The sequence below is a fragment of the Rhizobium sp. BK512 genome, from assembly GCF_014194915.1.
GTDB lineage: Bacteria > Pseudomonadota > Alphaproteobacteria > Rhizobiales > Rhizobiaceae > Rhizobium.
On sequence record NZ_JACIAS010000003.1, the window covers coordinates 179,789 to 201,752 of the forward strand.

16 protein-coding genes are annotated in these 21,964 nt (G+C 61.8%); 3 read left to right on the top strand and 13 right to left on the bottom strand.

Annotated features, from left to right (window positions below; genetic code table 11):
* Positions 1 to 9 precede the first annotated feature (9 nt).
* The 8 genes from FHX06_RS11785 to FHX06_RS11820 form a co-directional block, all read right to left on the bottom strand.
* Complete coding sequence (locus FHX06_RS11785; RefSeq protein ID WP_113016284.1) at positions 10 to 828, bottom strand: class I fructose-bisphosphate aldolase; 819 nt, start codon at positions 826 to 828, stop codon at positions 10 to 12.
* A gap of 8 nt (positions 829 to 836) precedes the next feature.
* Positions 837 to 2,573, bottom strand: a complete 1,737-nt coding sequence (locus tag FHX06_RS11790) for a glycerol-3-phosphate dehydrogenase/oxidase (RefSeq protein WP_183879389.1) — start codon at positions 2,571 to 2,573, stop codon at positions 837 to 839.
* A gap of 11 nt (positions 2,574 to 2,584) precedes the next feature.
* Positions 2,585 to 3,580, bottom strand: a complete 996-nt coding sequence (locus FHX06_RS11795; RefSeq protein ID WP_183879391.1) for an aldo/keto reductase — start codon at positions 3,578 to 3,580, stop codon at positions 2,585 to 2,587.
* On the bottom strand, positions 3,577 to 4,581 hold the full coding sequence (locus tag FHX06_RS11800) for a sugar-binding transcriptional regulator (RefSeq protein ID WP_112972295.1): 1,005 nt from the start codon (positions 4,579 to 4,581) through the stop codon (positions 3,577 to 3,579). The genes FHX06_RS11795 and FHX06_RS11800 overlap by 4 nt, the downstream gene beginning before the upstream one ends.
* A gap of 1 nt (position 4,582) precedes the next feature.
* Positions 4,583 to 5,572, bottom strand: coding sequence for an ABC transporter permease (locus FHX06_RS11805; protein ID WP_112547470.1), 990 nt, complete (start codon positions 5,570 to 5,572; stop codon positions 4,583 to 4,585).
* 28 nt (positions 5,573 to 5,600) lie between these two features.
* The gene (locus FHX06_RS11810) at positions 5,601 to 7,145 is read right to left on the bottom strand and encodes a sugar ABC transporter ATP-binding protein (RefSeq protein WP_183879393.1); all 1,545 of its coding nucleotides are present in this window, start codon (positions 7,143 to 7,145) and stop codon (positions 5,601 to 5,603) included.
* Between the two features lie 67 nt (positions 7,146 to 7,212).
* Complete coding sequence (locus FHX06_RS11815; protein WP_029869183.1) at positions 7,213 to 8,244, bottom strand: substrate-binding domain-containing protein; 1,032 nt, start codon at positions 8,242 to 8,244, stop codon at positions 7,213 to 7,215.
* Between the two features lie 244 nt (positions 8,245 to 8,488).
* Positions 8,489 to 9,712 (bottom strand): flavin monoamine oxidase family protein, encoded by a 1,224-nt coding sequence (locus FHX06_RS11820; protein WP_183879916.1) that lies wholly within the window; start codon positions 9,710 to 9,712, stop codon positions 8,489 to 8,491.
* Between the two features lie 103 nt (positions 9,713 to 9,815).
* Here FHX06_RS11820 and FHX06_RS11825 point away from each other — a divergent pair, with 103 nt between their 5' ends.
* Positions 9,816 to 11,357, top strand: a complete 1,542-nt coding sequence (locus tag FHX06_RS11825; RefSeq protein WP_183879918.1) for a cation:proton antiporter — start codon at positions 9,816 to 9,818, stop codon at positions 11,355 to 11,357.
* Positions 11,358 to 11,382: 25 nt separating this feature from the next.
* Here the strand turns inward: FHX06_RS11825 and FHX06_RS11830 are convergent, their stop codons facing one another.
* Positions 11,383 to 12,189, bottom strand: a complete 807-nt coding sequence (locus FHX06_RS11830; protein WP_183879395.1) for a transporter substrate-binding domain-containing protein — start codon at positions 12,187 to 12,189, stop codon at positions 11,383 to 11,385.
* A gap of 179 nt (positions 12,190 to 12,368) precedes the next feature.
* On the opposite strand from FHX06_RS11830, the gene FHX06_RS11835 reads away from it, so the two are divergent.
* Positions 12,369 to 14,675, top strand: a complete 2,307-nt coding sequence (locus FHX06_RS11835) for an EAL domain-containing protein (RefSeq protein ID WP_183879397.1) — start codon at positions 12,369 to 12,371, stop codon at positions 14,673 to 14,675.
* Positions 14,676 to 14,705: 30 nt separating this feature from the next.
* Here the strand turns inward: FHX06_RS11835 and fhuB are convergent, their stop codons facing one another.
* From fhuB to FHX06_RS11850, 3 genes are read right to left on the bottom strand one after another with little or no spacing between them, the layout of a single operon-like run.
* Complete coding sequence (gene fhuB, locus FHX06_RS11840) at positions 14,706 to 16,673, bottom strand: Fe(3+)-hydroxamate ABC transporter permease FhuB (protein ID WP_183879399.1); 1,968 nt, start codon at positions 16,671 to 16,673, stop codon at positions 14,706 to 14,708.
* Positions 16,670 to 17,575, bottom strand: coding sequence for an iron-siderophore ABC transporter substrate-binding protein (locus FHX06_RS11845; protein WP_183879401.1), 906 nt, complete (start codon positions 17,573 to 17,575; stop codon positions 16,670 to 16,672). The genes fhuB and FHX06_RS11845 overlap by 4 nt, the downstream gene beginning before the upstream one ends.
* The gene (locus tag FHX06_RS11850; protein WP_183879403.1) at positions 17,569 to 19,713 is read right to left on the bottom strand and encodes a TonB-dependent siderophore receptor; all 2,145 of its coding nucleotides are present in this window, start codon (positions 19,711 to 19,713) and stop codon (positions 17,569 to 17,571) included. Before FHX06_RS11850 ends, FHX06_RS11845 begins: the two co-directional genes overlap by 7 nt.
* Before the next feature lie 145 nt (positions 19,714 to 19,858).
* On the opposite strand from FHX06_RS11850, the gene FHX06_RS11855 reads away from it, so the two are divergent.
* Positions 19,859 to 20,779, top strand: coding sequence for a LysR substrate-binding domain-containing protein (locus FHX06_RS11855; protein ID WP_183879920.1), 921 nt, complete (start codon positions 19,859 to 19,861; stop codon positions 20,777 to 20,779).
* 14 nt (positions 20,780 to 20,793) lie between these two features.
* On the opposite strand, the gene FHX06_RS11860 is transcribed toward FHX06_RS11855, so the two are convergent.
* On the bottom strand, positions 20,794 to 21,528 hold the full coding sequence (locus FHX06_RS11860) for a hypothetical protein (RefSeq protein ID WP_183879405.1): 735 nt from the start codon (positions 21,526 to 21,528) through the stop codon (positions 20,794 to 20,796).
* Between the last annotated feature and the right edge of the window lie 436 nt (positions 21,529 to 21,964).

The window sequence follows — 21,964 nt, forward strand, 5'->3', positions numbered from 1 at the left end:
CAACTATTTTCAATCGCGCTCGTAGAGCGCAAAGGCTTCCTCGCCAGTAGCGTCGCCATGCACGATGGCCATCAGCCCGCGCACGACTGCCCCTGGATTGGCGTGCTGATAGATGTTGCGTCCGTAGACCATGCCGACCGCCCCCTGCCGCATCAAGGCCGCAGACTTGTCGAACACGGTCCGAAGATCCTCCTTGCCGCCGCCACGCACCAGAACCGGGCAACGCGCCGCCTCCACGACCCTGTGGAAATCTTCCGCATTGGTTGTCGGATCGGCCTTGACGATATCGGCGCCCATTTCGCGCGCAAGCCGTGTCAGGGTGACGATCTTGTCGGCATCGCCATCGACCATGTATCCGCCCTTTTCCGAGACCGGCTGCATGACCAGAGGTTCGATCATCAGCGGCATTCCGTACTTGTCGCAATCGGCGCGGACACGTGCGATGTTCTGCACGCATTGGCGAAAGAGATCCGGCTCGTCAGGCAGCATGAAGAGATTGACGACGACGCAGGCCGCGTCCATCTCGAGCGCGCCAATCAGCGGCTCGGCCTCATTCTGCAGCACCGCCCACATGTCGCGGTGTCGAATCCTGTTATAAGGGTTGCCCATGTCGATCCGCATTACCAGCGCCGGCTTGTTCTTGCCGGCGACATTCTGGAGCAGATCGGCCTGGCCATAGTTCATCTGGATGGCGTCCGGGCCAGCGGCCGTCAGCGCCTCAACGACCGATTTCATGTCCTCAAGGCCGCTCAGGAAGGACGGCTCGTTGCAGACACCGTGATCGATCGCAACGTCGAGGCAGCGACCATGACCGAAGAGCCGGTTCATCCGGACTTTCATGTTGTTTCGCATTTCTTGCTCCTTTGTTCGTTCCGTGCGGAAAGGCTGAGTTCGTCGACGCCGTGGCGGTCGCGCAAAAGGGTGAGGAAGCGGCTTCGCTCCGCAGCCCGCAGAGCTGGCGTCCAGGCCTTCTCCGCTGCCAGAAGATCGAGGACGGCATCCGTCATCTCGAGCGACAGCGTGCCGGTGATCGCCAGCGTCGTTCGCCGGAGCAGAACGTCATCGAGATGCTCGACGGCTTCGTTCCTGATGAGGAAGAGAATTTCGCGCTCCGAATAGGCCGCCTGCGGCAGGGGTGCATCAGGCGCAGCCACGATGAAGGCCGCGATCGCTTCGGCTTCCGTCCCGTAGCGGGAGAAGAGTTCTCCCATGCGATCGCCGGAAATGCCTTTTTCCCTGGCCGTCCTGGCAATCCATTCCGCGCGATCCGGTGGGAATCGCCTGCCACCACCAATTGGCCGCTCAGCGGTTGTTACGCGACGTGTCCTGCCGAGACGTTCCAGAGCGAGATCGGCCGCAAGTTCGCCGAACGAGCGAAAGGTCGTCCATTTGCCGCCGATCATGCACAGCACCGCCGGCCCACTGCCGGAAGTTTCCACGATGGTACAGAAATGGTCGCGCGGGATGCGACCGGTGAAGCTGTCCTTGCTCGTCGGCAGCGGGCGCACGCCCGAGAATTGAAAACTGATTTCCTCCGCCCGGATCTTGATGCCAGGCAGCACGAAGCCAAGCGATTGCAGGATATAGTCTCGCTCGTCGGCTTCGCAGCGCACGGTTTCGGGATCATCGACGCGAATATCGGTCGAGCCGACCAGCACCTTGCCGAGGTAGGGAAACAGGATGCAGATCCTTCCATCCTCGTTCTCGTAGTAGATCATGTGACCCGCCAGGGCGTCGTAGAGTTCGGCGTTGTCGATGATGAGGTGAGATCCCTTGGTGCCACCCATCAGGGTTGCCGGGCGGGCATCCGGCGAGAAAAGAGTGTCGTTGGTAATGTCGATCCATCCGCCTGTTGCGTTGATGATGAGTGTGGGGTCGACCTCCGCGGAGCGGCCGCTGACAAGGTCGCGAACGACAAACTGCCCGGGACCCGCTGCACGAATGTCGGCGTAGTTCAGCGCTCCTGCGCCAGCGCCAGCAAGAAGGGCATCATCGAGCAGCTCGATGCCCAAACGTTCGGGGTGACTGACCCACGCATCGTAGTAGGTCGCAGAACTTCTGATCTCCGGGTTGAGCGCCGGCCACTTCGCAAGCGTTGTGCGTCGGCCGCGAAACTTGTGGCGCGGCATCATTGCCCGTTTGCACGTGAGGAAATCATAGATGCTGAGCCCCATCTTGATTGCGACCGCGCCGCGACGGCTGGGGCGACGGGTCAGCCCCAGGAATCGGACGATGCCGTTGCCCAGCCCCGAAAAGGCATCGAAGACAGGGACCGTCGTCGGCAAGGGGGCGACATAGTGCGGAGCATTTCGCAACAACCGGTCGCGCTCGACAAGCGATTCCTGCACCAGCTTGAACTCGCCATTCTCAAGGTAGCGAAGTCCGCCATGCACCATCCGTGACAGCGCCGCACTCGCTCCGGAGCAATAATCATGCCTCTCGACGAGAAGGACGTTGAGCCCCTGCAGCGCCAGCTCCCGGAAGACGCTGATGCCGTTGATACCGCCGCCGATGACGCACACGTCCACCTTCGGGCTTCGTCGAAGCCCGTCCAATATCTCTTCGCGATTCATGATGCGATCCGTTACCTGTCCATAGCCGTCAGTTTCGTCGCAATGGCCGCATCGATGGCCGAGTGATCGTCCGGGTCAAGGCGGATCGTGCCAGCCCGTGCATTGTCGAGCGCCTGCGCAGGGTTGCGTGCGCCGCAAAGGGCGAATGTCACGCCGGGCTGCGCAAGCGTCCAGGCGATGACGATTTGTGCAACGCTTGCTCCGTGCTTCCCGGCGACCGGCCCGATGGCTGCGGCGAAGGCCATCGCCTTCTCGCGATTGGAAATGGAAAAGCGCGGATTGTCTCGTCGCTGATCGTCACCGGAAAAGGCCCGATCCGGACCGACTGTCCCGGACAAGAGGCCAAGTGCAAGCGAAGAATAGCTGAGCGTCGAAATGCCGTTCGGCCGCGTAAGCGGCAAGAGATCGGCCTCGATTTCCCGGTCTACCATGCTGAAGCGCTCCTGGATGGCATCCAGGCCGCCGACGGAAATATAGGTTTCAAGCTCGGCAGCACTGACGTTGCTGGCACCGATCGCACGAATCTTGCCCGCGGCCTTCAGCTCTTCCAGCGCGCGCATCGTCTCCTCGATGGGTGTCGTCGGATCCTGCCAGTGGGTGATGTAGAGATCGATATGATCGGTGCGAAGGCGCCGCAGGCTCTCCTCGACTTCATAAAGGATTGCGTCGCGGCCGAGGTAGCGGTGGACCGGCTTGCGATCCTGATCGAAGAAATGTTTGCCCTTGTCCGTGTGCCACACGAGCCCGCACTTGGTCGCGATGACGGCCTTGTCGCGGCGGCCTTTCAACGCCTTGCCGACGATCTCCTCGGATCGGCCAAGTCCGTAGGCGGGTGCCGTGTCGATCAGCGTCACGCCGGCGTCGAGCGAAGCCTGGATTGCTGCGATCGATTCCGCCTCGTCCGTGCCTCCCCACATCCAGCCGCCGATCGCCCAGGTTCCAAGCCCGACCGCCGAGGCGACCACACCCGACCTGCCGATTTCACGCATCAACTGTTGCCCGCTCATGCGTGCTGTCCTTTGCCTGCGGCCAACGCGAGAATGCGTGCGCCGGTTGCCTCGTCGGTTACGAGCGTATCGAGATGATGACCCCGCATGACGCTCAAGATCGGCCCTGCCTTGTTTGGTCCGCTGGCCACGCCAATCTTCATCGGGATCGACGCGAATTCGGGAAGGGTCAGCGATACCAACGAACGATTGAGGCTGTAGTCACACACGCTGCCATGATCGTCGAGCAGATGCGCAAGCAGCTCGCATGAGGCGCGGGAGCGCTCGATCGCAGCCCGGTCGGTGCTGGAGGACGGATGCAGGTCGTAATAGCTTGAATCATCCGACAAGATCGAACCGATGCCGACGACGGCGACCTTGGCCTCACGCGCCCGCTTGAAGACATCGGCAACCGAGCGCATGTTCATCAGCATCCCCCGTTCGGCGGCGCTGTCGGCAAAGAGGGGGGCATGGATCTGGAACGAGCGGCCTCCAAGCCGGTCGGCCATCATCGTCGAGACGTGGTTCACATCCGTGTAGTGCTTGCCCTGAACGCATCCCGTTGCCGGTATAACCTCGACGTCGAAGCGCCGCGGCGGCTGCAGGCCGGCAACGACGGCGCTGACGCCCTTGCCGCCCGTGATGCAGATCGTGTCGCCATCAGTGATCTCCTCGATGAGCAGCCGCGCTGCCGCCTCGCCAACGGCCTGCAATGCGGTTTGCGGATTGTCGGATACGGTCGGCACGACAATCGCCCGGCTGATTCCGCCAAGCGCCAGAAGCTGTTCTTCCATATCGACCAGCGGCTCGACCGGCGATTTGATCTTGATTTCCACGAGGCCGAGCTGGCGACCGCGCTTGATCAGCCGGTTGACGGTGGCGTGAGAGATGCCGAGCTGATCAGCGATCTGCGCCTGCGTCAAACCTTCCAGGAAATGCAGGACGAGAGCCTGGTGCATCTGGCGTGCGATGACGATTTCTTCGCGTGGCGCAGAGACGATCTTGGGTTTGGCAATCGGCATGTCAGGCAGCCTTCCGCTTGTGCAAGAAATGATCGATGGAAACGGCAGCCAGGAGAATGCAGCCTTTTATCATATCCTGCCAGTAGACCGAGACATTCAAGAGGATCAGCGAACTGCTGACCACCGACAGAAGCGCGATACCGAGGATGGCGCCGAGGATGGTGCCGGAGCCGCCGCTGAGCGATGCGCCGCCGATCACGGCAGCGGCAATGATGTTGAGTTCCATGCCCACGCCGAAGGTCGGGGTCGCAGCACCGAAGCGCGACATGTAGATGACACCGGCAACGCCCGACAGCGTGCTGCAGAGGACGGTCACCCAAAATTTAACCTGGTTCGTCCTGATCCCCGAATAAAGCGCCGCCTTCTCATTGCTGCCGGTGTAGAAGACCTTGCGGAACGCTGTCGCCCTGCGCAGCAGGAAATCAAAAACCGCCACGATCGCGACGAAGATCAGAATGACGTAGGGAATGCCGTGGAACGTGCCCTGCCCGACCGCCTTGAATGACGGCGGCAACGTAAACAGCGAGAGCGGCGTTCCCTTGGTGATGATCAGGCAGACGCCCCGCACGATGACCATTGCGGCAAGCGACGTGATGAAATGGTTGAGCCCGATCACTGTCACAAAGAAGCCCATGGCACAACCAATCAAGGCACTGGCGAGAATACCCACCAGAGACGCGCTCCAGGGGTCCATCCCCATCAGGAACAGCGAGCCGGACAAGACCATCGAGAAGCAGACAACCGAGCCGACCGAAAGATCGATGCCGCCAACGATCAGAAGGATCGTCATGCCGACGACCACGATGCCCTCCACCGAGAACGACATCAGCATCGCACGGAAATTGCCCATCGTCAGGAAGTGCGGAGAGGCAAAGCTCATGAGGACGCAGAGCGCGAGAATGATCGCAATCAATCCCGCCTCGCGCATCGTTCCCAGCCTCTTCCAGGAAGAGACGCGTTGTCTTGTCGCCGCCAATGCGTGATCTGTCATTGCCTGGTCTCCCGTCCCAGTTTTCTCGTCAGACGGCATGCTCTGATGCCTTCGATATGTTGTGTTGACTTGCGCCAATGCCGGATGCGAGCCGCATGACGGCCTGTTCGGTCATCGCCTCGCCCTCGACTTCTCCGGCAACCCTGCCTTCGCGAATGACGATCGCCCGATCGCAGAGACCGAGAAGCTCCGGCAGCTCGGATGTGATGACGACGATGCCGACCCCGGACCGCGCAAGCTCGCGCAGCAAACGGTGAATTTCAGATTTTGCGCCAACGTCGATACCGCGCGTCGGCTCGTCCATCAGGATCACTTTCGGATCGACCGCCAGCTGTTTCGCGATGGCGACTTTCTGCTGGTTGCCCCCGGAGAGCGATGAAACCGGCATGTCGATACCGCCCATGCGAATACCAAGACGGCGCGCGAGATCCTGTGCCCGCTCGGCCTCTGCCCTCGTGTTCAAGAGTCCAAACGGTCCCGTCAGCGACTTGAGATCGAGGGCAGCGATGTTCTGGGCGATCGACAGATCGAGAAAGACACCCGAGCCCTTGCGATCCTCGGACAGATAGACAACGCCCGCTTTCACCGCCTCGGCATAGGACGAGACGCTAAGCACGTTGCCCCAAAGTCGAACGTCGCCTTGCCTGGTCGGGCGAAGGCCGCAGATACCCTCTGCGATCTCGGTTCGGCCGGAGCCGATGAGGCCGCCGATCCCGAGAATTTCTCCCTTGCGCAATTCAAAGCTGACATTTTTAAAGCGCATCCCGTCGCCGAGATTGCGGACGGAAAGAATGGTTTGCTCGCTTTGCTCCGCCACCGGTTGCTTTTCGGGGTAGAGCTGCGTGATCTCACGCCCAACCATGCGGCGCACGACTTCGTCGGGCGTCAGGTCGCAGATCCGTTCGGTGGAGACATAGCGTCCATCGCGAAAAACCGTGACCCGATCGCAGAGGCTGAAGATCTCTGCCATGCGATGGCTGATATAAATGATCGAAATGCCGTGAGCCTTCAGATCGTTGATGATGCCGAACAGGACCTGCGCCTCCGCCTCCGTCAGAGCCGCGGTGGGCTCGTCGAGGATGAGGACACGGCAGTCGAGCGTCAGCGCCTTTGCAATCTCGACCAGCTGCTGGCTGGAAATCGGCAGATCGCCAACCTTCTGGCGAACGTCGATCGGAGCAAGGCGGTTCATTACCGCCTGAGCGTCGCGTTCCAGCCTGGCGAAATTCATCAAGGGCGACCGCCGGCGGTTCGTCGCCACCATGAACATGTTTTCGGCAACGGTGGCATCCGGGCAAAGCGCGATTTCCTGGTGTACCAGTCCGATGCCGAGCGACTGCGCAACGGCGGGAGAGGCGATTTTCACGGGCGCGCCATCAACGACAATTTCTCCCTCATTCGGCTGCAGCACACCCGCAATGATGTTCATCAACGTCGACTTACCAGCACCGTTTTCGCCGCAGAGGGCATGAACCTCTCCCTTTTGAAGGTGGAAGCTCACATCTGTCAGCGCCTTGATCGTGCCAAAACGCTTGGTGACGTTGCGTATTTCCAGGGCCGGCGTCTGCGCCATGATAACTCTCCCTCTCCCCGCTTTGCGGCCGCTGTCGGCTCCTGACCCCGACAGCGGCCGGCAAGGCTTACTCCTCGATGCCTTTCGTACCCCGGCGCTGGAGGTACTTGTCCCAGTAGAAGTCGTCGGCATTTGCGGCCGTCACGATCGAGAGACCGTTATCGACGACGGGGATGCTCATCGGGTTGAAACCCGAACGCTTGGCGTCGTTCATCGGATCGATCAGTTCCGGATGCTTGGCAAGCCACAGCAGCATGAAGCCCATGTAGCCCTGCATGCCCTGGTTGGGATTGATCGAGCCGAAAACTTCCCCGGCCTTGATCATGTCGAGGATGTTGGCATTGACGTCGGCGCACATGACGAGGATCTTGCCGCCGCTTTCCTTGTTTGCCTGGGCCGCGCCGATTGCCGAGTTGGCCTCCGGCATGAACACCGCATTGAGGTTCGGGTGAGCCTGTACCAGGCTCATCAGACCTTGATAGGCCTTGTTCGGATCCTGGTTCGATGCCGCCCGGCCAACGAGCTTCATGTCCGGGTACTTCTCTTCCATTCGCGCGATGAAGGCTGCGATGCGCTTGTCGTGGTTGTCCTGACCCGGATTTTCCAGAACCGCATATTCACCCTTGCCCCCGAGCTTCTTGGCAATTGCGTCGGCGGCATAAATGCCCTCGCGGGTATTGTCGGAAGTAATGAAGGAAATGCGCTTCGACAGCGGTGAATCCGCCGCAAAGGTGACAACGGCCGTACCCTGATCGATCGCGCGATTGATCGGCTCGATGAAAGGATCCGAGTTCATCGGGTGAACGAGGATGCCGGCCGGGTTCTGGGCAAGAGCCTGGTCGAACGTTGCGATCTGCTTGTTGACGTCATATTCCGGGGTGCCGGTATAAGCCGTCTCGCAGCCGAGCTGCTGTCCGGCCTGCTTGAACATTTCATAGACCGGGAACCAATATTCAACGCCCGACACCATGACGTTCATGACGTATTTTTCGCCGGGTTTGCAGCGAAACGGATTTTCGGTTTCGGCCGCTGACGCAGCCGTGCTCAGTGTCGCGGCAGCCAGAACGGCCATCGCTGTCGTGCCTAGAAAATTGCGCAAAGTTCCTCCTCGAGGCCGAAGCCCCTCCCAAATGCCGATGGCGCAATCAGCGCCTTGTTCGTGAAACCGGATTTCCTCCTCGAACGCCGGTAAAGCGAGATAACTCTGGCGCCAAAAGAATGTCAATATAATTCATCACGTGAAATATATTTCACATCAAGGGCACGACGCAGACGCCGTGGTCCACCGTGATGGCCTGTAAAGCAGCGATCAGCCGATTTGGAATCCTGACTGTCGACCCGGCCTAGCCAGCGTTGCCGATCACTTCGTCGGCAGCCCGCAGTCCGCTCTCCCATGCCCCGTGCGCGGTCGAGAAATCGGATTGATGCGTCGCTTCGCCGGCAAAGAACAGCCGGTCGGCGACGGGCTTCGCCAGGATGGCTCGCGCACCCGCATTGCCCGGCAGCGCATGGCTGTATGAGCCTCGAACCCAATCCGTGTGGCACCAGGACGACGCTGTCAGGGGCCGGAGATGGCGGCGGATGTTGTTTCCGAGCAATGATGACAGCTGCTCGAGCGCAAAGGTAAAGGCGTCGAGCAGGCCAGCCTGTTCGATGACGACGGCGCCCTTGCCGCCGAAGAAGCCTTCGACGACGGGGCGGCCGAGCGGCCGGATATAATAGCTGCCGGTCTGGTCGTTTCGGGCATCGCCGAGAAGATGGGTTTCCGGTTCCAGGCCGTGATTGCCATGGACTTCCATGAAGAGCTTGTCGGCAAGGCCGAGCGGTAATTGTGCTGCGGCATGCAGATGCTCATCGGCCTCAGGGTCGAAGACGATAGTGCCGCGGGCAAGCACATTGGTCGAAACCGTGACGATCACTGCACTGGCACTGACCGGACCACGATCGGTTTCAAGTCGGACGCCCCCACTCGTCAGCGCAACACGGCGCACCGGGGTCGACAGACGCAGGGTCACATCGGGAACGGCAGCGGCGATCAGGCTTCCATAGCCTTCGTGCACCCGCCAGTTGGCATCGGTTGCGGCATTGTCATAAGCAAGGAAATCGGCAACCGACAGCCGCTCCAGCGGCGCGCCGTTCAGATAGCCTGACAGCGACTGGCAATAGGCGTTCCACTCGCCGCCGGGCTCCAGCGCGTCCGATGCCCTGTCGCTTGCCGGCGGATTGGCCCGCAGCCGCTCTTCAAGCGCGCCCCAGGCGGCAGCGGCGGCCTTGCGTTCCTCCGGAGGGAAACCGAGATCGCGCCACTGGTTCTGCCAGGCCGTCGGCCCGCGCTCGATCGTGAAGCCGGCCTCACTGCCGATCGCGACAAGCGGATTGCGCTCGGCCGAATGCAGCCAACCGCAGCCCATATCGAGCGACATGCCGGAAAGTTCGACGGTCCAGGCACGACCGCCGACACGGTTGCTGGCTTCGAGAATGACGACCGAACGGCCGGCACCGGCGAGCTTTCGCGCCGCTGCAATGCCCGCCGCGCCAGCGCCGATAACAGCCACATCGTAGTCCATCGTCACGGCTTGCCTCGCCTTTTGTCATCACCTTGATAGGCTTCAGCTTTACATGGGAGCCGCACCCGCTTCAATGCGACGGAAAGCCTGCTACTATGCCGACATGACCTTCTTCGAAACCCTCGTCGCCCTTCTCGCTGTCGCCATCCTGCTCCTGCAGATCACCCGGCGCATGCATCTGCCCTATCCGGGTATTCTGGCTGCTGCCGGCGTGGGCGTGGCGATGCTGCCCGGCGCGCCTGTCATCCCGATCGATCCGCCGACGGCGCTTGCCCTGTTCATCGCGCCCGTCCTCGTCGATTCCGCCTATGACTTCCCGATGGGGGCTGCGCGGCGCATGCTGCTGCCGCTGATCTTCTATGCCGTCATCGCCGTTCTGGTGACAACAGGCGTGGTGGTGTCGATCAGCATGCTGACCGTCGGCTTGCCGATCGCGGTGGCGGTCACACTTGGCGCCATCGTTGCACCGCCTGATGCTGCTGCGGCGACCGCCGTGCTTTCCAATCTGCCGGTGGACCGCCGCGTGGATGCTCTGCTGAAGGGCGAAAGCCTATTCAACGATGCAACGGCGCTATTGTTGTTCGGGGCCGCACTCACGGTCCAGGCGCGCGGCGGGCTCGATGGGGCGACGGCCCTTCAGATCGGCTTTGCGGCACCCGGCGGCATTTTGCTCGGCATCGCCTTCGGCTTTTTCGTCTCGCGGCTCCGGCCGATTACCGAAAACACGGTCGGCGGCACCCTGCTGCAGTTCGTCTATGCCTTTTCGACCTGGCTGATCGCCGAGCATCTGCATCTCTCGGCCGTACTGGCAACGGTTGCGAGCGCCATGACGATCGCCACACTGTCGACGGTCGACGATTCCCCGCGCATGCGGGTGCATTCCTTCGCCGTCTGGACGACGGTCGTCTTCCTGCTGAACGTCGTCGCTTTCCTGCTCATGGGGCTGCAGGCACGCAGCATCGTCGAATCCATGTCGGCCGAGGCGCTCGAGCGGGCGCTCGCCTTTGCCGGAATCGTGGTTGTCGGCGTCATCCTGGCGCGCCTGGCGATGGCCTTCCTGCTGCATGCGTTCGTCACCTTGCGTCACCGGCGCGGCGGTGTCCTGGCGCCCTTCAGGCACGGGGAGACCTTCCTGGTCGGCTGGTCGGGCATGCGCGGCCTCGTCACGCTTGCCACCGCCTTCGCGCTGCCCGCCGATTTTCCGGACCGCGATCTCGTGGTGCTAACAGCCTTTGCGGTGGTCCTGGCAACGCTCGTCATCCAGGGAGCGACGCTTGCCCCGATGATCCATTTCCTGAAACTCGGGCGGCAACGCCAGGTCCATGACGAACTGGAAGCAGCAAGGCGCTCGCTCGCCGAGGCGGCATTCCAGCGGCTTGAAAAGGAAGGCGGCGCCGAGGCCGAAGCGATCAGGACTGTCTGCAAGGACCACTGGACGGTGCCCTCGGACCTTGACGGAGCCTCGCCGCTCGAGCGGCGCCGCAAACTGACAATCGCCGCCGTGATCGCCCAGCGCCAGCGCCTGGAGGAGCTGCGCGACAAGGACAGGATCGGCGCGACGCAATATCTCGAACTGCAGGAAGATCTCGACTGGAAGCAGCTCTCGGTCGGCTCCGACGAGGATCGGCGCATTACCGAGAGCTAGGTCACCAGAAACAGGCTAGGCGCCTTCAGCGGATGCTGAACGGGAAATATTTCGCGTTGATCGTATCGTAGGTGTCGTTGGCCTGGATCTCCTCGAGCGCTGCATTAAGCCTGTCCAGCAGCGGCTTGTCGGTCGGACGCACGGCGATACCTGCTCCGTCGCCGAAATATTCGGTGTTCTTGATATCGTCGCCCTTGAATTCGCAGCAGCTGCCAGCTTTGGTGTTTGCGAGCCAGTCATAGACCGCGAGCTTGTCTTCCAGGATGATATCGACCTTGTCGTCAGCAAGACCCTTATAGAGATCCGGCGAGGCCTGGAATACGGTCGTGGCGATACCGCCGTAGAACTTCTTGGCGTAGGACTCCTGGGAGGTCGCTGCCGTCACCCCGAGCCGTAGCTTCTTCAGATCTTCGGGTGACGTGCCGGCAACGTCGAACTTCTTGCGCGCGATGAAGACCGTCGGGCTATCATAGTATTTCTGCGTGAAGGCGACCTTTTCTCGCCGCTCCGCGCTCATCGACATTGACGAAATGATTGCGTCATACTTGTTGTCGAGCAGGTTCGGGATCATCGCCGTCCATTCCTGGATGACGAATTCGCACTTCAATTTCGCGGCCTCGCAGAGGGCCTTGGCGATATCCACGTCGAAGCCCTGAAGCTGGTTATTGGAATCGACATAGTTGAACGGCGGAAACGCGCCCTCGACAGCTATGCGGATGCTGTCGCTTTCGGCAGCACGGACAACCGCCGGCATAAAAATGCCGACCGAAACAACGGCCGCACAAACAAATACGAAGAACTTCGAACGGTAGAGAGATCCCAATCGCAACATATCAATCACCTTGACGTAGAGCCCGATCGCCAAGCTTGCATCGGCAAGCGTTGCGCAATGAGCAGCCAATCACAAAACGATTAAAAAGCTCATCATTTTGGGCCATTAATTTTGATGCTGCTTGAAAAGCTTTTTGTAAACAATCGAGGTCAGTATTGGCGCGCTCGGGAGAAGACTGCGTGCCTGCTGATCCGTCTTTAAGATTATTCACTCATAGAAAGGCCTGGACATCGTCCGGGTCGATACTGGTGCTGCTTGCGATCAGCGGCCTGGCAATTCTTGGGCTGGTGTTCCTGGCTGCCATCTGGGCCGGCAGGGAAAGCGACGCCGCCGCTCTCGATCGGCAGCGCCAGCTCGTCAACAGCCGGCTTCTGGATCAGGTCCAGCGGGTATCGCAGGACATCCAGCTGATGGGCGCCGGTTACGCCTCGCTGCTGGTGTCGGATTCGGCGACGACCGGCGGCAAGAGCGGCGCGACATCGGCCGGGGCGTTCGGGAAGATCGCGACGACGGTATTCGGCTACAATGCAGCATTCCTGGTGACCCCGGCAGGCGAGCTCGCCCTGCAGTCCGATACCGAAACGAAACGTCGCTTTAAATGGGTGCGGCCGCTGCTTCAGCCCATGATCCAGGATCTTGAAGCAAGGCAACACGGTGCGCCGCAGGGACCGAGTTCGGATCCGGAACCCAGCCGGGTGGAGCTGATGCGTCTCGAGGGCCGGCCTTCGGTCGCCGGCGTCGTTTCGGTCACGGGCTCTTCGAAAGTGGATCCGCAGCAAGCAAATGATGCCAACAGGCTCTACCTCGTGGCGTTCCGCTTCCTCGACGGCGCCACGCTCGATACGCTGAGCCGGGAACAGGGGCTGGCAGGCGCGCGCTATGCCCGCACTGCGGATCAGGAGCAGAATGAGGTCGCCTTCGAAATCGAGGCGACGACGACGGGCGAACCGATCGGCTTCATCATCTGGAGGCCGGACCTGCCGGGCACACGCGTCATCGGCCGGCTCGTTCCCGTGCTTTCCGTTGCCGGTCTCGTCATCGCTGGCCTGTTCTTCGCCTTGATGGGCCGGTTGCGCGGCAGCCTCAGGGAACTCAGCGCCAGCGAACTTCATGCCCGGCATCTTTCGCTGCATGACGTGCTGACGGGCCTGCCGAACCGGGCGCTCTTTGCGGCCCGTTTCGAGCAATGCCTCGCGGCCATGAAATCACCTGGCGAGCATGCCGTCCTTGCCCTTGTCGATCTCGACAAATTCAAGGAGGTGAACGACATCCACGGGCATGCCGCCGGAGACGAGCTGCTGCGCGGCGCCGTCGACAGGATGAATGCCCTGATCGAAACGGGCGACACGCTTGCAAGGCTCGGCGGCGATGAATTCGCCCTGCTTCTTCCCCATGTCAGGGAGGGTGACGACAGCTACATCCTGCTTTGCAACACCATCATCGAGGCCCTGAGCAGGCCGTTCCAGCTGCGCGGCGGCGACGTTGTCGTCCGCATCGGATGCTCGATCGGCACCGCAGCCTTTCATGATGCGGCTGAGGCGACCAGCGAGATATTGCGGCGTGCGGACGTCGCCCTTTATGAAGCCAAGACCAGCGGGCGCGGGCGCCTGATCGAATATGAACCCTCCCTGGATCATCGGGTCGAGGCACGGGAAAATCTCAAGAACGATCTTCGCCTGGTGCTGGAGGGTCCGACGCACCTCTCCGACAGCGCAGAGATTGTACGTCCGAGTGATCCCGGCCATCTCGAGGTCTTCTTCCAGGGTGTGCATCGCGCTGACGCGCATGGAAGACTTTCGGGGGCGGAAGCCCTCGTGCGGTGGCGCCATCCCACCCTCGGACTGTTGTCGCCGGACAAGTTCATACCGATCGCGGAGGAAGCCGGCATGATCGACCAGCTTGGCGGCTGGGTGCTGAGGAACGCCGCGAAGGCAGCGGCAAGCTGGCCAGCCGATATGTCGGTCGCCGTCAACGTCTCCCCCTCGCAGGTCCGGCATCGCGACTTCGACCGCTACGTGCTGTCGATCCTTTCGGAAACGGGCCTGTCACCATCGCGCCTCGAACTGGAACTGACGGAAGCCGCCCTCTTCAACATCGACGAGAGTGCGCAAGGCACACTCGGCAGGCTTCGATCCCAGGGGATCCGGATTGCGCTCGACGATTTCGGCACCGGCTTCTCGTCGCTCAGCCACCTCATCCAGTTCAATATCGACCGGATCAAGATCGACCGGTCCTTCGTACGGTTGCTGGGAACACAGGCCGAGGGCGCCGCCATCGTTTCGGCGATCCTGGGCCTCAGCCGCACGCTTGGAAAAGCGACGACGGCGGAAGGTGTCGAGACCGAAGGGCAGCGGGATTTTCTCGTCGCTGCAGGCTGCAACGACCTGCAGGGCTTCCTGTTCTCCCGCCCTGTGCCGCTGGCTGACTTCGTCTCGTCATTGCCATCCACCGAAGCCATACGGCCACAGTCGGCTGCCACACCCTGAACGGCTGATCGTCTTTCATAAGAGGCCGCGTCACGGCCTCTCGCCGATCATCCAGACAAGGTAAGGCGCACCGGCGAAGGCCGCAAAAAGGCCGAGCGGCAGCTCGTAGGGGAAGGTTACGGTGCGGGCGCCGAGGTCGGCGATCACCATCAGCACAGCGCCAATCACAGCCGAGGCGACAAGGCGGCTGCCTGGCTTTTCGAAGCCGGCGCGGTGGGCGATGTGGGGAGCCATCAGGCCGACAAAACTCAAGGGGCCGACAAGCAGCGAGGCGGCAGCGGTCGCAATGCCTGCCGTCAGCACCATCATCATGCGGGCGCCGACCAACGGCAGGCCGAGGGCCAAGGCGGTGGGTGCTCCAAGCGGCAGGATTGTCAGCCACCGCGTGAAGATCAGGCCGATGATCAGGGTAAGAAGAGTAAGGGCGGCGAGGAACGCTGCAACGTCGGGCGTCGCCGCCGCAGCCGAGCCGCCAAGCCAGGCAAGAATCTGCCAGGCGCGCTGATCACCAACGGCAAGAAGAGCGCTGAGGATCGCGGAGCTGAAAGCGCTGACGGAAATACCTGCGAGCAGCAACCGCTCCGGCGGAAGATGCCGGCGGGCGGCAAAGAGCGCCACGAGCGCGAGCACGATGACTGCGCCACCGCCGGCCCCGAGGAAGAGTTCGAACGCGCCGGCACTGGCGGAGAAACTCAAGGCAACGGCATAACCGACACCGGCACCGCCGCTGACACCCAGCACCTCCGGGCTTGCCATCGGATTGCCGGTGAGGCGCTGCAGGATGGTGCCAGCCATGGCAAGCAGGCCGCCGGCGGCGGCCGACGCAACCAGTCGCGGCCAGCGGGCGGGGAAAAGCTCCCAGAAGAGATCGCCGCCAAGCAACATCCAACCGTCAGGCAGGCGGGCAATGCAGAGGGCCGCCCAGACGAGCGGCGGCAGCAGGCAAAGGATGAAGAGGAGCCGCGACAACGGCGCACGGGAAACGACGATGCTGTCGGGCGGTTGCGGCGGTTCGACGGCGCGCACCTGCGGCAGCAGCCAGATGAGCAGCGGGCCGCCGATCAGCGCCGTCACCGATCCCGTCGGGAAGGTCTCGCCGGCCGAGGCGGCAACGAGCTGGACGACGCCATCGCAGAACCAGAGCAAGAGGCCGCCAGCAACAGGCGACAGAAGCAGGACGCTGCGTGTCGTGCGGATACCCGCCAGGCGCACCAGCGCCGGGGCGGCAAGGCCGACGAAGCTGACGAGGCCGACGGCAGCGGCAACGCCGGCGCTCAGCGCCACGGCAAGGCTGGCAACGGCTATGCGCGTGCCGGCGAGCGCGACACCCAGCGAGCGGGCACCGCTGTCGCCGAGGCCGAGCACGGTCAGCGGACGCAGCAGCAGGAGGGTGACGGCGATGCCGAGCAGCAGCTCCAGACCAAGTGTTATCGTCGTCGACCAGTCCTGCTGGCTGAGCGAGCCACCGTTCCAGGTCACCAGCGACATCAGGTATTCACCCTGCGAGAGCGTCATTGCCGCCGACAGCGCGCTGCAGGTAATGCCGACGAGAAGACCGGAGACGGCCATCGTGATGGGCTCGAAGCTGCGACGCCAACCGAGCAGGAAGACGAGAGCCATAGCCGCAGCGGCACCGGCAAGCGCGACGAAGGCGCGGTAGCCATCGAGCACTTCAGGAAAGAAGAGTGTCGCTGCGACGATTGCAAGCTGCGCGCCCGAGGAAACGCCGAGCGTCGAGGGATCGGCGATCGGGTTGCGCAGCAGGCGCTGCAAGAGGGCGCCGGCAAGCCCGAGAGCGGCACCGGCCAATATCGCGACCGCTCCGCGCGGCAGAACGGCATAGGCGAAAATGATCTGCTGCGTCGTCATCCGCCCGGCATCGAAAGGCAGGGACGGCCAGTCGGCCACGGGCAGATGGTTCAGCGCTGACCACAGGAAGAGGCCGGCAGAGGCGGCAAGGGCCAGAAGTGCTGCTGATAATGCGGCGGGTCTCGTCACGGCATTTCCCCCGACGAGAGCATCGCCGCCTGGAAGAGCCGCGTGAAGCGTGCGGCGGCGATGATGCCGCCATAGGGATTGATGTTGCCGAGCATCAGCACGCGGCCAGAGCGCACCGGCTGCAGCGATTGCCAGATCATGCTCTCCTTCAAGCCGTTGCGGGCCTCGACCGGGATATCGGAAATGATGACGATGCGGGCTTCGGGGTCGGCCGCGAGATTTTCGATCGGCACCGGCGCGGCAAACGTATAGCGGGAGCGGTCCGTCCAGGCATTCGGCAGGCCGAGGCGGCCGAGGATGTCGCCGAACATGCTGTCTGCGCCGAAGACGCGCACATGCCTGGCATCGCCGATGTTGACGAGATAGGTCGGCCGGGACGCAAATGCCTGCAGGCTGAGGCGTGTCTCCCCGACGAGCGCTGCCTGTTGCTCCACCACCGCACGTGCTCGCTCCTCGAGGCCGAGTTCGCTGGCGAGCGCGGAGACGGCATCGATTGCCTTCTGATAGGGCGGCTCCCCCCTGTTGTAGAAAGGCAGCGACAAGACAGGCGCGATCGCCCGGAAGCTTGCCTCGAACCTGACATAGAAGGGCGAAATCAGGATGAGGTCCGGGCGCAGCAGGCGCAGGAGTTCGAGGTTCGGCGATCCGCGCAGGCCGAGATCGGCAACAGCGGGGGCGAGCACGGGTTCGACCGCATCCTTGCGGAACTGCACGAGTTCGGTCGCGGCGACCGGCATGACGCCGAGCGCGACCAGTGTCTCCAGCATCGCCCAGTCGATCGCCGCGATGCGCTTCGGTGTTTCCGCAAGCGCCTTTCCCGGAACGGCGAAGGCCGCCAGCAGCGCAAGCGCCCGCCGACGGCTGATGCCTCGTCCGTTTTCGTCTCGAATTTCACTCACCATTGAAAGGTCAGCTTGCCCATCACCGTTCTGCCATCGCCATAGGTGCAGCCGAAGGAGCTGCAGCTTGCAACATAGTCCTTGTCGGCAAGGTTCTTGAAGTTCAGCGAGGCGGTCACATTGTCCTTCTTGTAATGCACTGCTGCATCGAAGAGGGTCACGGCGTCAAGATCGAGCGTGTTCTTGATATCGCCGTAGCGCTGGCCGACATAACGCACGCCGCCGCCGAGACCGAAGCCTTCGAGCGCCGTATCCTCGGGGAAGGTGTAGTCGAGCCAGAGGCTTGCGGCATGCTCGGGCACATTGTCCGGGCGCTTGCCATCGTCGATACCGCCGACGATTTCGGCCTGCATGTAGGTGTAGGCGGCGCGCAGGTCGAGGCCGTCTGTGAGACTGGCGACGCCTTCCAGTTCGATACCCTTGACATCGACTTCCCCGATCTGACCGGTTCTCGTCGTGCCATCCGGCAAAGCGTAAGTCGTCAGGACGTTCTCCTGCTTCAGGTCGTAGGCGGCGATGGTGAAGAAGCCGTTCCAGCCCTCCGGCTGATATTTGATACCCACTTCCACCTGCTCGCCCGTCGTCGGCTGGAGAATGCCGCTCGTTGCGGAAACCGGCACCGGCTCGAAGGAGGTAGCGTAGCTGATATAGGGGGCGATGCCGTTGTCGAAGACATAGCTGAGACCGGCCCGACCGGTCAGCTTGTGATCGTCCTGATCGAGAGGACGCGACACACCCGTCAGCCGGTTCGTCGATGTCCCCTCGGTGCTTGCCCAGTCCTGCCGAAGGGCTGCCGTCGCGCGCCAGTTCTCATAGGCGAGCTCGTCCTGCACATAGAGGCCGACCTGTGTCATCTGTGAATCGACATAGGTGCTGAGCGTCGGGGCGATCAGCCGGACCGAACCATAGGCTGGATTGAAGGCATCGAGCGGGCTCGCACGCCAGAACTGCGTGCCGACATTATTGCTGTAATAGCGATAGTCGAGCCCGAAGAGCATCTTGTGCTGGACGTCCCCGGTATCGAATTCGGCAAGCAGGTTGTTGTCAACGTTGAACGTGTTGAGCAGCTCGTCCTGGATCGTGGCGTTGCGATTGATCGTTCGCCCGCCGGTAAGGCCTAATGTCGACATGCCGAGCGCCTTATAATTCCAGTCGAAATTCTGATAGCGGAGGTTCTGGCGGAAGGTCCAGGTATCATTCAGCCGATGCTCGAACTCATAACCGAGATTGGTGAGCGTTCGTGAGGACATATCGAAGCTCTTGTCGCCAACGAAGAAATCCCGCGACAGGCGGTTGGTATCGGTCGCATTCAGCGTGAGCTGCGCCGGCAGGCCGGATGGCGTGCTCGGATTGTCGTGCTGGACGCTGGTCAGGATCGTCAGCCTGGTATCGTCGTCGGGCTGCCAGGTGAGCGCAGGCGCAATAAAATAGCGGTCATTGTCCAGTTCTTCGACCTGCGCCGACGCCGCTCTCGCGAGCCCCGTGAGGCGATAGGCGAAATCGGAGTTGCCGGGAATGATATCGCCGAAGTCGAAATAGGTGCCGTAGGTATCATAGCTGCCGGCCTGCACGCCCACTTCGCCGAAACGTTCGAAGACCGGCCGCTTGCTGATGAGATTGATCATGCCGCCGGGATTGCCCTGGCCATACATGACGGAAGCCGGGCCACGCAGCACTTCGATACGCTCGAGCTGATAGGGGTCGACCGCAGGCGCACCTGCCGTGCGCATCATCCGCAGCCCATTCAGGAACTGCGCCTGGCGGCTGTCGAAACCGCGAATACGCGGTGAATCAAAGCGCGGATCGGCGCCGTAGGGTTCGCCGACGACGCCGGGTACATAGTCGAGCGCCTGGCCGACGGTTTCGGCATCCTGCGACTTCAGCTGATCGGCGGTCAGTACCGATATGGATTGCTGGGTTTCGAGAAGCGGTGTGCCGGTCTTGGTGGCCGTCGCACTCGTCCTGGCGACGAAACCCTTTACCGGCGCCGTCGGGTCCTCGTCCTTGGAGCTACTGATGACGATCGGGGCAAGCGTCGTCGGACCGGTATCCTGCGCGGCCGCCGGAAACAGCGGCGCCAGAAGCGCGCTTGCCAGCGCTGTGGTGGAAGCAAATTTGAGGAGATGAAGAGAACCGGTCATTGGGGACTCGTTATATGCCGTAAAACTGGATTTTTATAATCATGTTATTTTTCGGAGGTCCAATAAACGCGGCTCGAATTTTTCATAAGTCTGGATTATGAAATGCGCCCGATCTCATAGATTTGAATTCTTCCAGGAGAACATGATGGCGCTGAACGACCCCGGCTTCGAACTCCGGCACCTGCGATACTTCGTGAGCCTGGTCGAAGAGCGGAATTTCGAACGTGCGGCTGGCAGGCTCGGCATCGCCCAGCCGGGTCTCAGCCAGCAGATCAGGAGCCTTGAAAAGATTGTCGGCACACCGCTGCTCGATCGCAGCCGACGAGGCGTGCAGCTGACGCATTCGGGCGAGACCCTATTTCAGGAGGCCAGGAAAGTGCTCGCCCAGACGGAGGCGACGGTTGCCGCCATCAACCGTGCCGGGCGCGGCGAAAGCGGACGCATCTCGATCGGCTATGTGGCGTCGGCCGCCTATTCCGGTGCCGTCGTCGGCTCTATCAGGGATTTCAAGCGCGACTATCCCTATGTCGAGGTCGAACTGCAGGAAATGGAACTGCGCCAGCAGTTGCAGCGCATTGCCGACGGCCTGCTCGATTTCGGCTATATCCGCGCACCGGCCCCGATCCCATCAGGTGTTTCCGTACAGGTCGTGTTGCGCGAACCGCTGGTCGCCATGATCCCCGACGGCCATGAATTCGCAGAGCGCCCGATCGATACGCTGGCTCGATTGACGCAGGAGACGTTCATCACTCCGCGCCAGCCGCCGGACGTCGGCTTTCACCGCAACACGCTACAGGCCTGCCGCGAGGCCGGCTTCGAACCAACCGTCGATGCGGTGGCGCACGACTTCACCGAAATCGCCGCCCTCGTCGGCATCGGCATGGGCATAGCGCTGGTGCCGCAATCGATGAGCCGCGTGGAACTGCCTGACATCTACTACAGGCCGCTCGGCAGCGTCGCTGTCACCTCGGACGTGGCGATCGCCTATCGCAGGGGCGAAGGCGCTCCGGCGGTGAAAGCCTTTATCGCCCGGCACCGCGAGCAGCAACCATCGCCTGGTAACTGATCGCCGGAATGCGATCATACAGGCTTCGGGTTCGGCGGCGCTGAGCGTCTATCCGCACGTCTTTGGCTGAAGACGAGGTATGCCAGGGCGCAGACGAAGATCGCAAGAAGCACCCATAGCTCACCGACATAGGTGATCCAGTGCTCCCCGATCCTGAGGCTCAGAACGCGGTCCATCAGAAACATCAGATCGATCGCGGAGGCCGACGGCAAGCCCACGATCCAGCCGAACGATGCGACGATCGGGATGCAGATGACCCCGGCGATCATCGCCGATACAAACGCGCTGATGCCTGCAAGCCGCCAGGGAATGGTCAGCGCACCGTCGCGGTTCTCGTCCTCGCCCTTCCAGACAGAAAGGAAGATGATGAAGGCGAAGAAGAAGAGCATCGTTACGGGAGCTCTGAAGGACAATATGCCGAGGGAAAAGCCGACGGCCCAGAAATTGAAGCCGGCAAGAAGAACATCACGGGCCGCAAGCAACCACAGCAACCCGGCAAGCGTCCACAAGACACTCAAACCGGCATGCGCGCATCGCCTTGCGATCAATATCAGCATCGCGATAGCGTAGACGAACACGAGGAGGATACGGCCAAACAGGGCGAACATCAGAGCGACGGCGCCGCAGGTATCGGCAGCGCAGGCTGTCATCTTCACGGCCGCAAAGAGGATAAGCGGAAAACCGACCGTAACGGCAATCCACAGGGCGGTGAACACACTGCTATATATTGCGAAGTTCTTGCGGGTCATGATCTCTCCGTCGTCAGGAGAAATTGCCAGACAGCTCTTAAGGACGCGAGAAGCCGATCGGTAAAATGCTGGTGGCTCCCCCATATCAGTTCGGCCGAGATTGTCGAAGCTTCTGCAGCATGAACAATCGAACATGGCCCTCTCCACATTGCGCCGTTCGCCGCTTGTCGGTTCCGGTCCTTGCGCCAGTGCAGCCGATAAGAATTGGCCGCGGCCAACTCCGTTTCCTGTTCTCCATCAATGCTTTCATTGATCAGTCCCTTGCGCGTGGATTTATCCCCACCAGGGCGGATGGGACCGATGGATTGCTAATCTGGCTTCGGCTGCAACCGGCTCCATGACAATTGCACGACATAAATGGAACAAGGGTGGAAACGCTTGTAACCCGCCTGACATTGGCGGGCTCTAAAGAGGCGGCAAGAGCATTTGCCTGCCG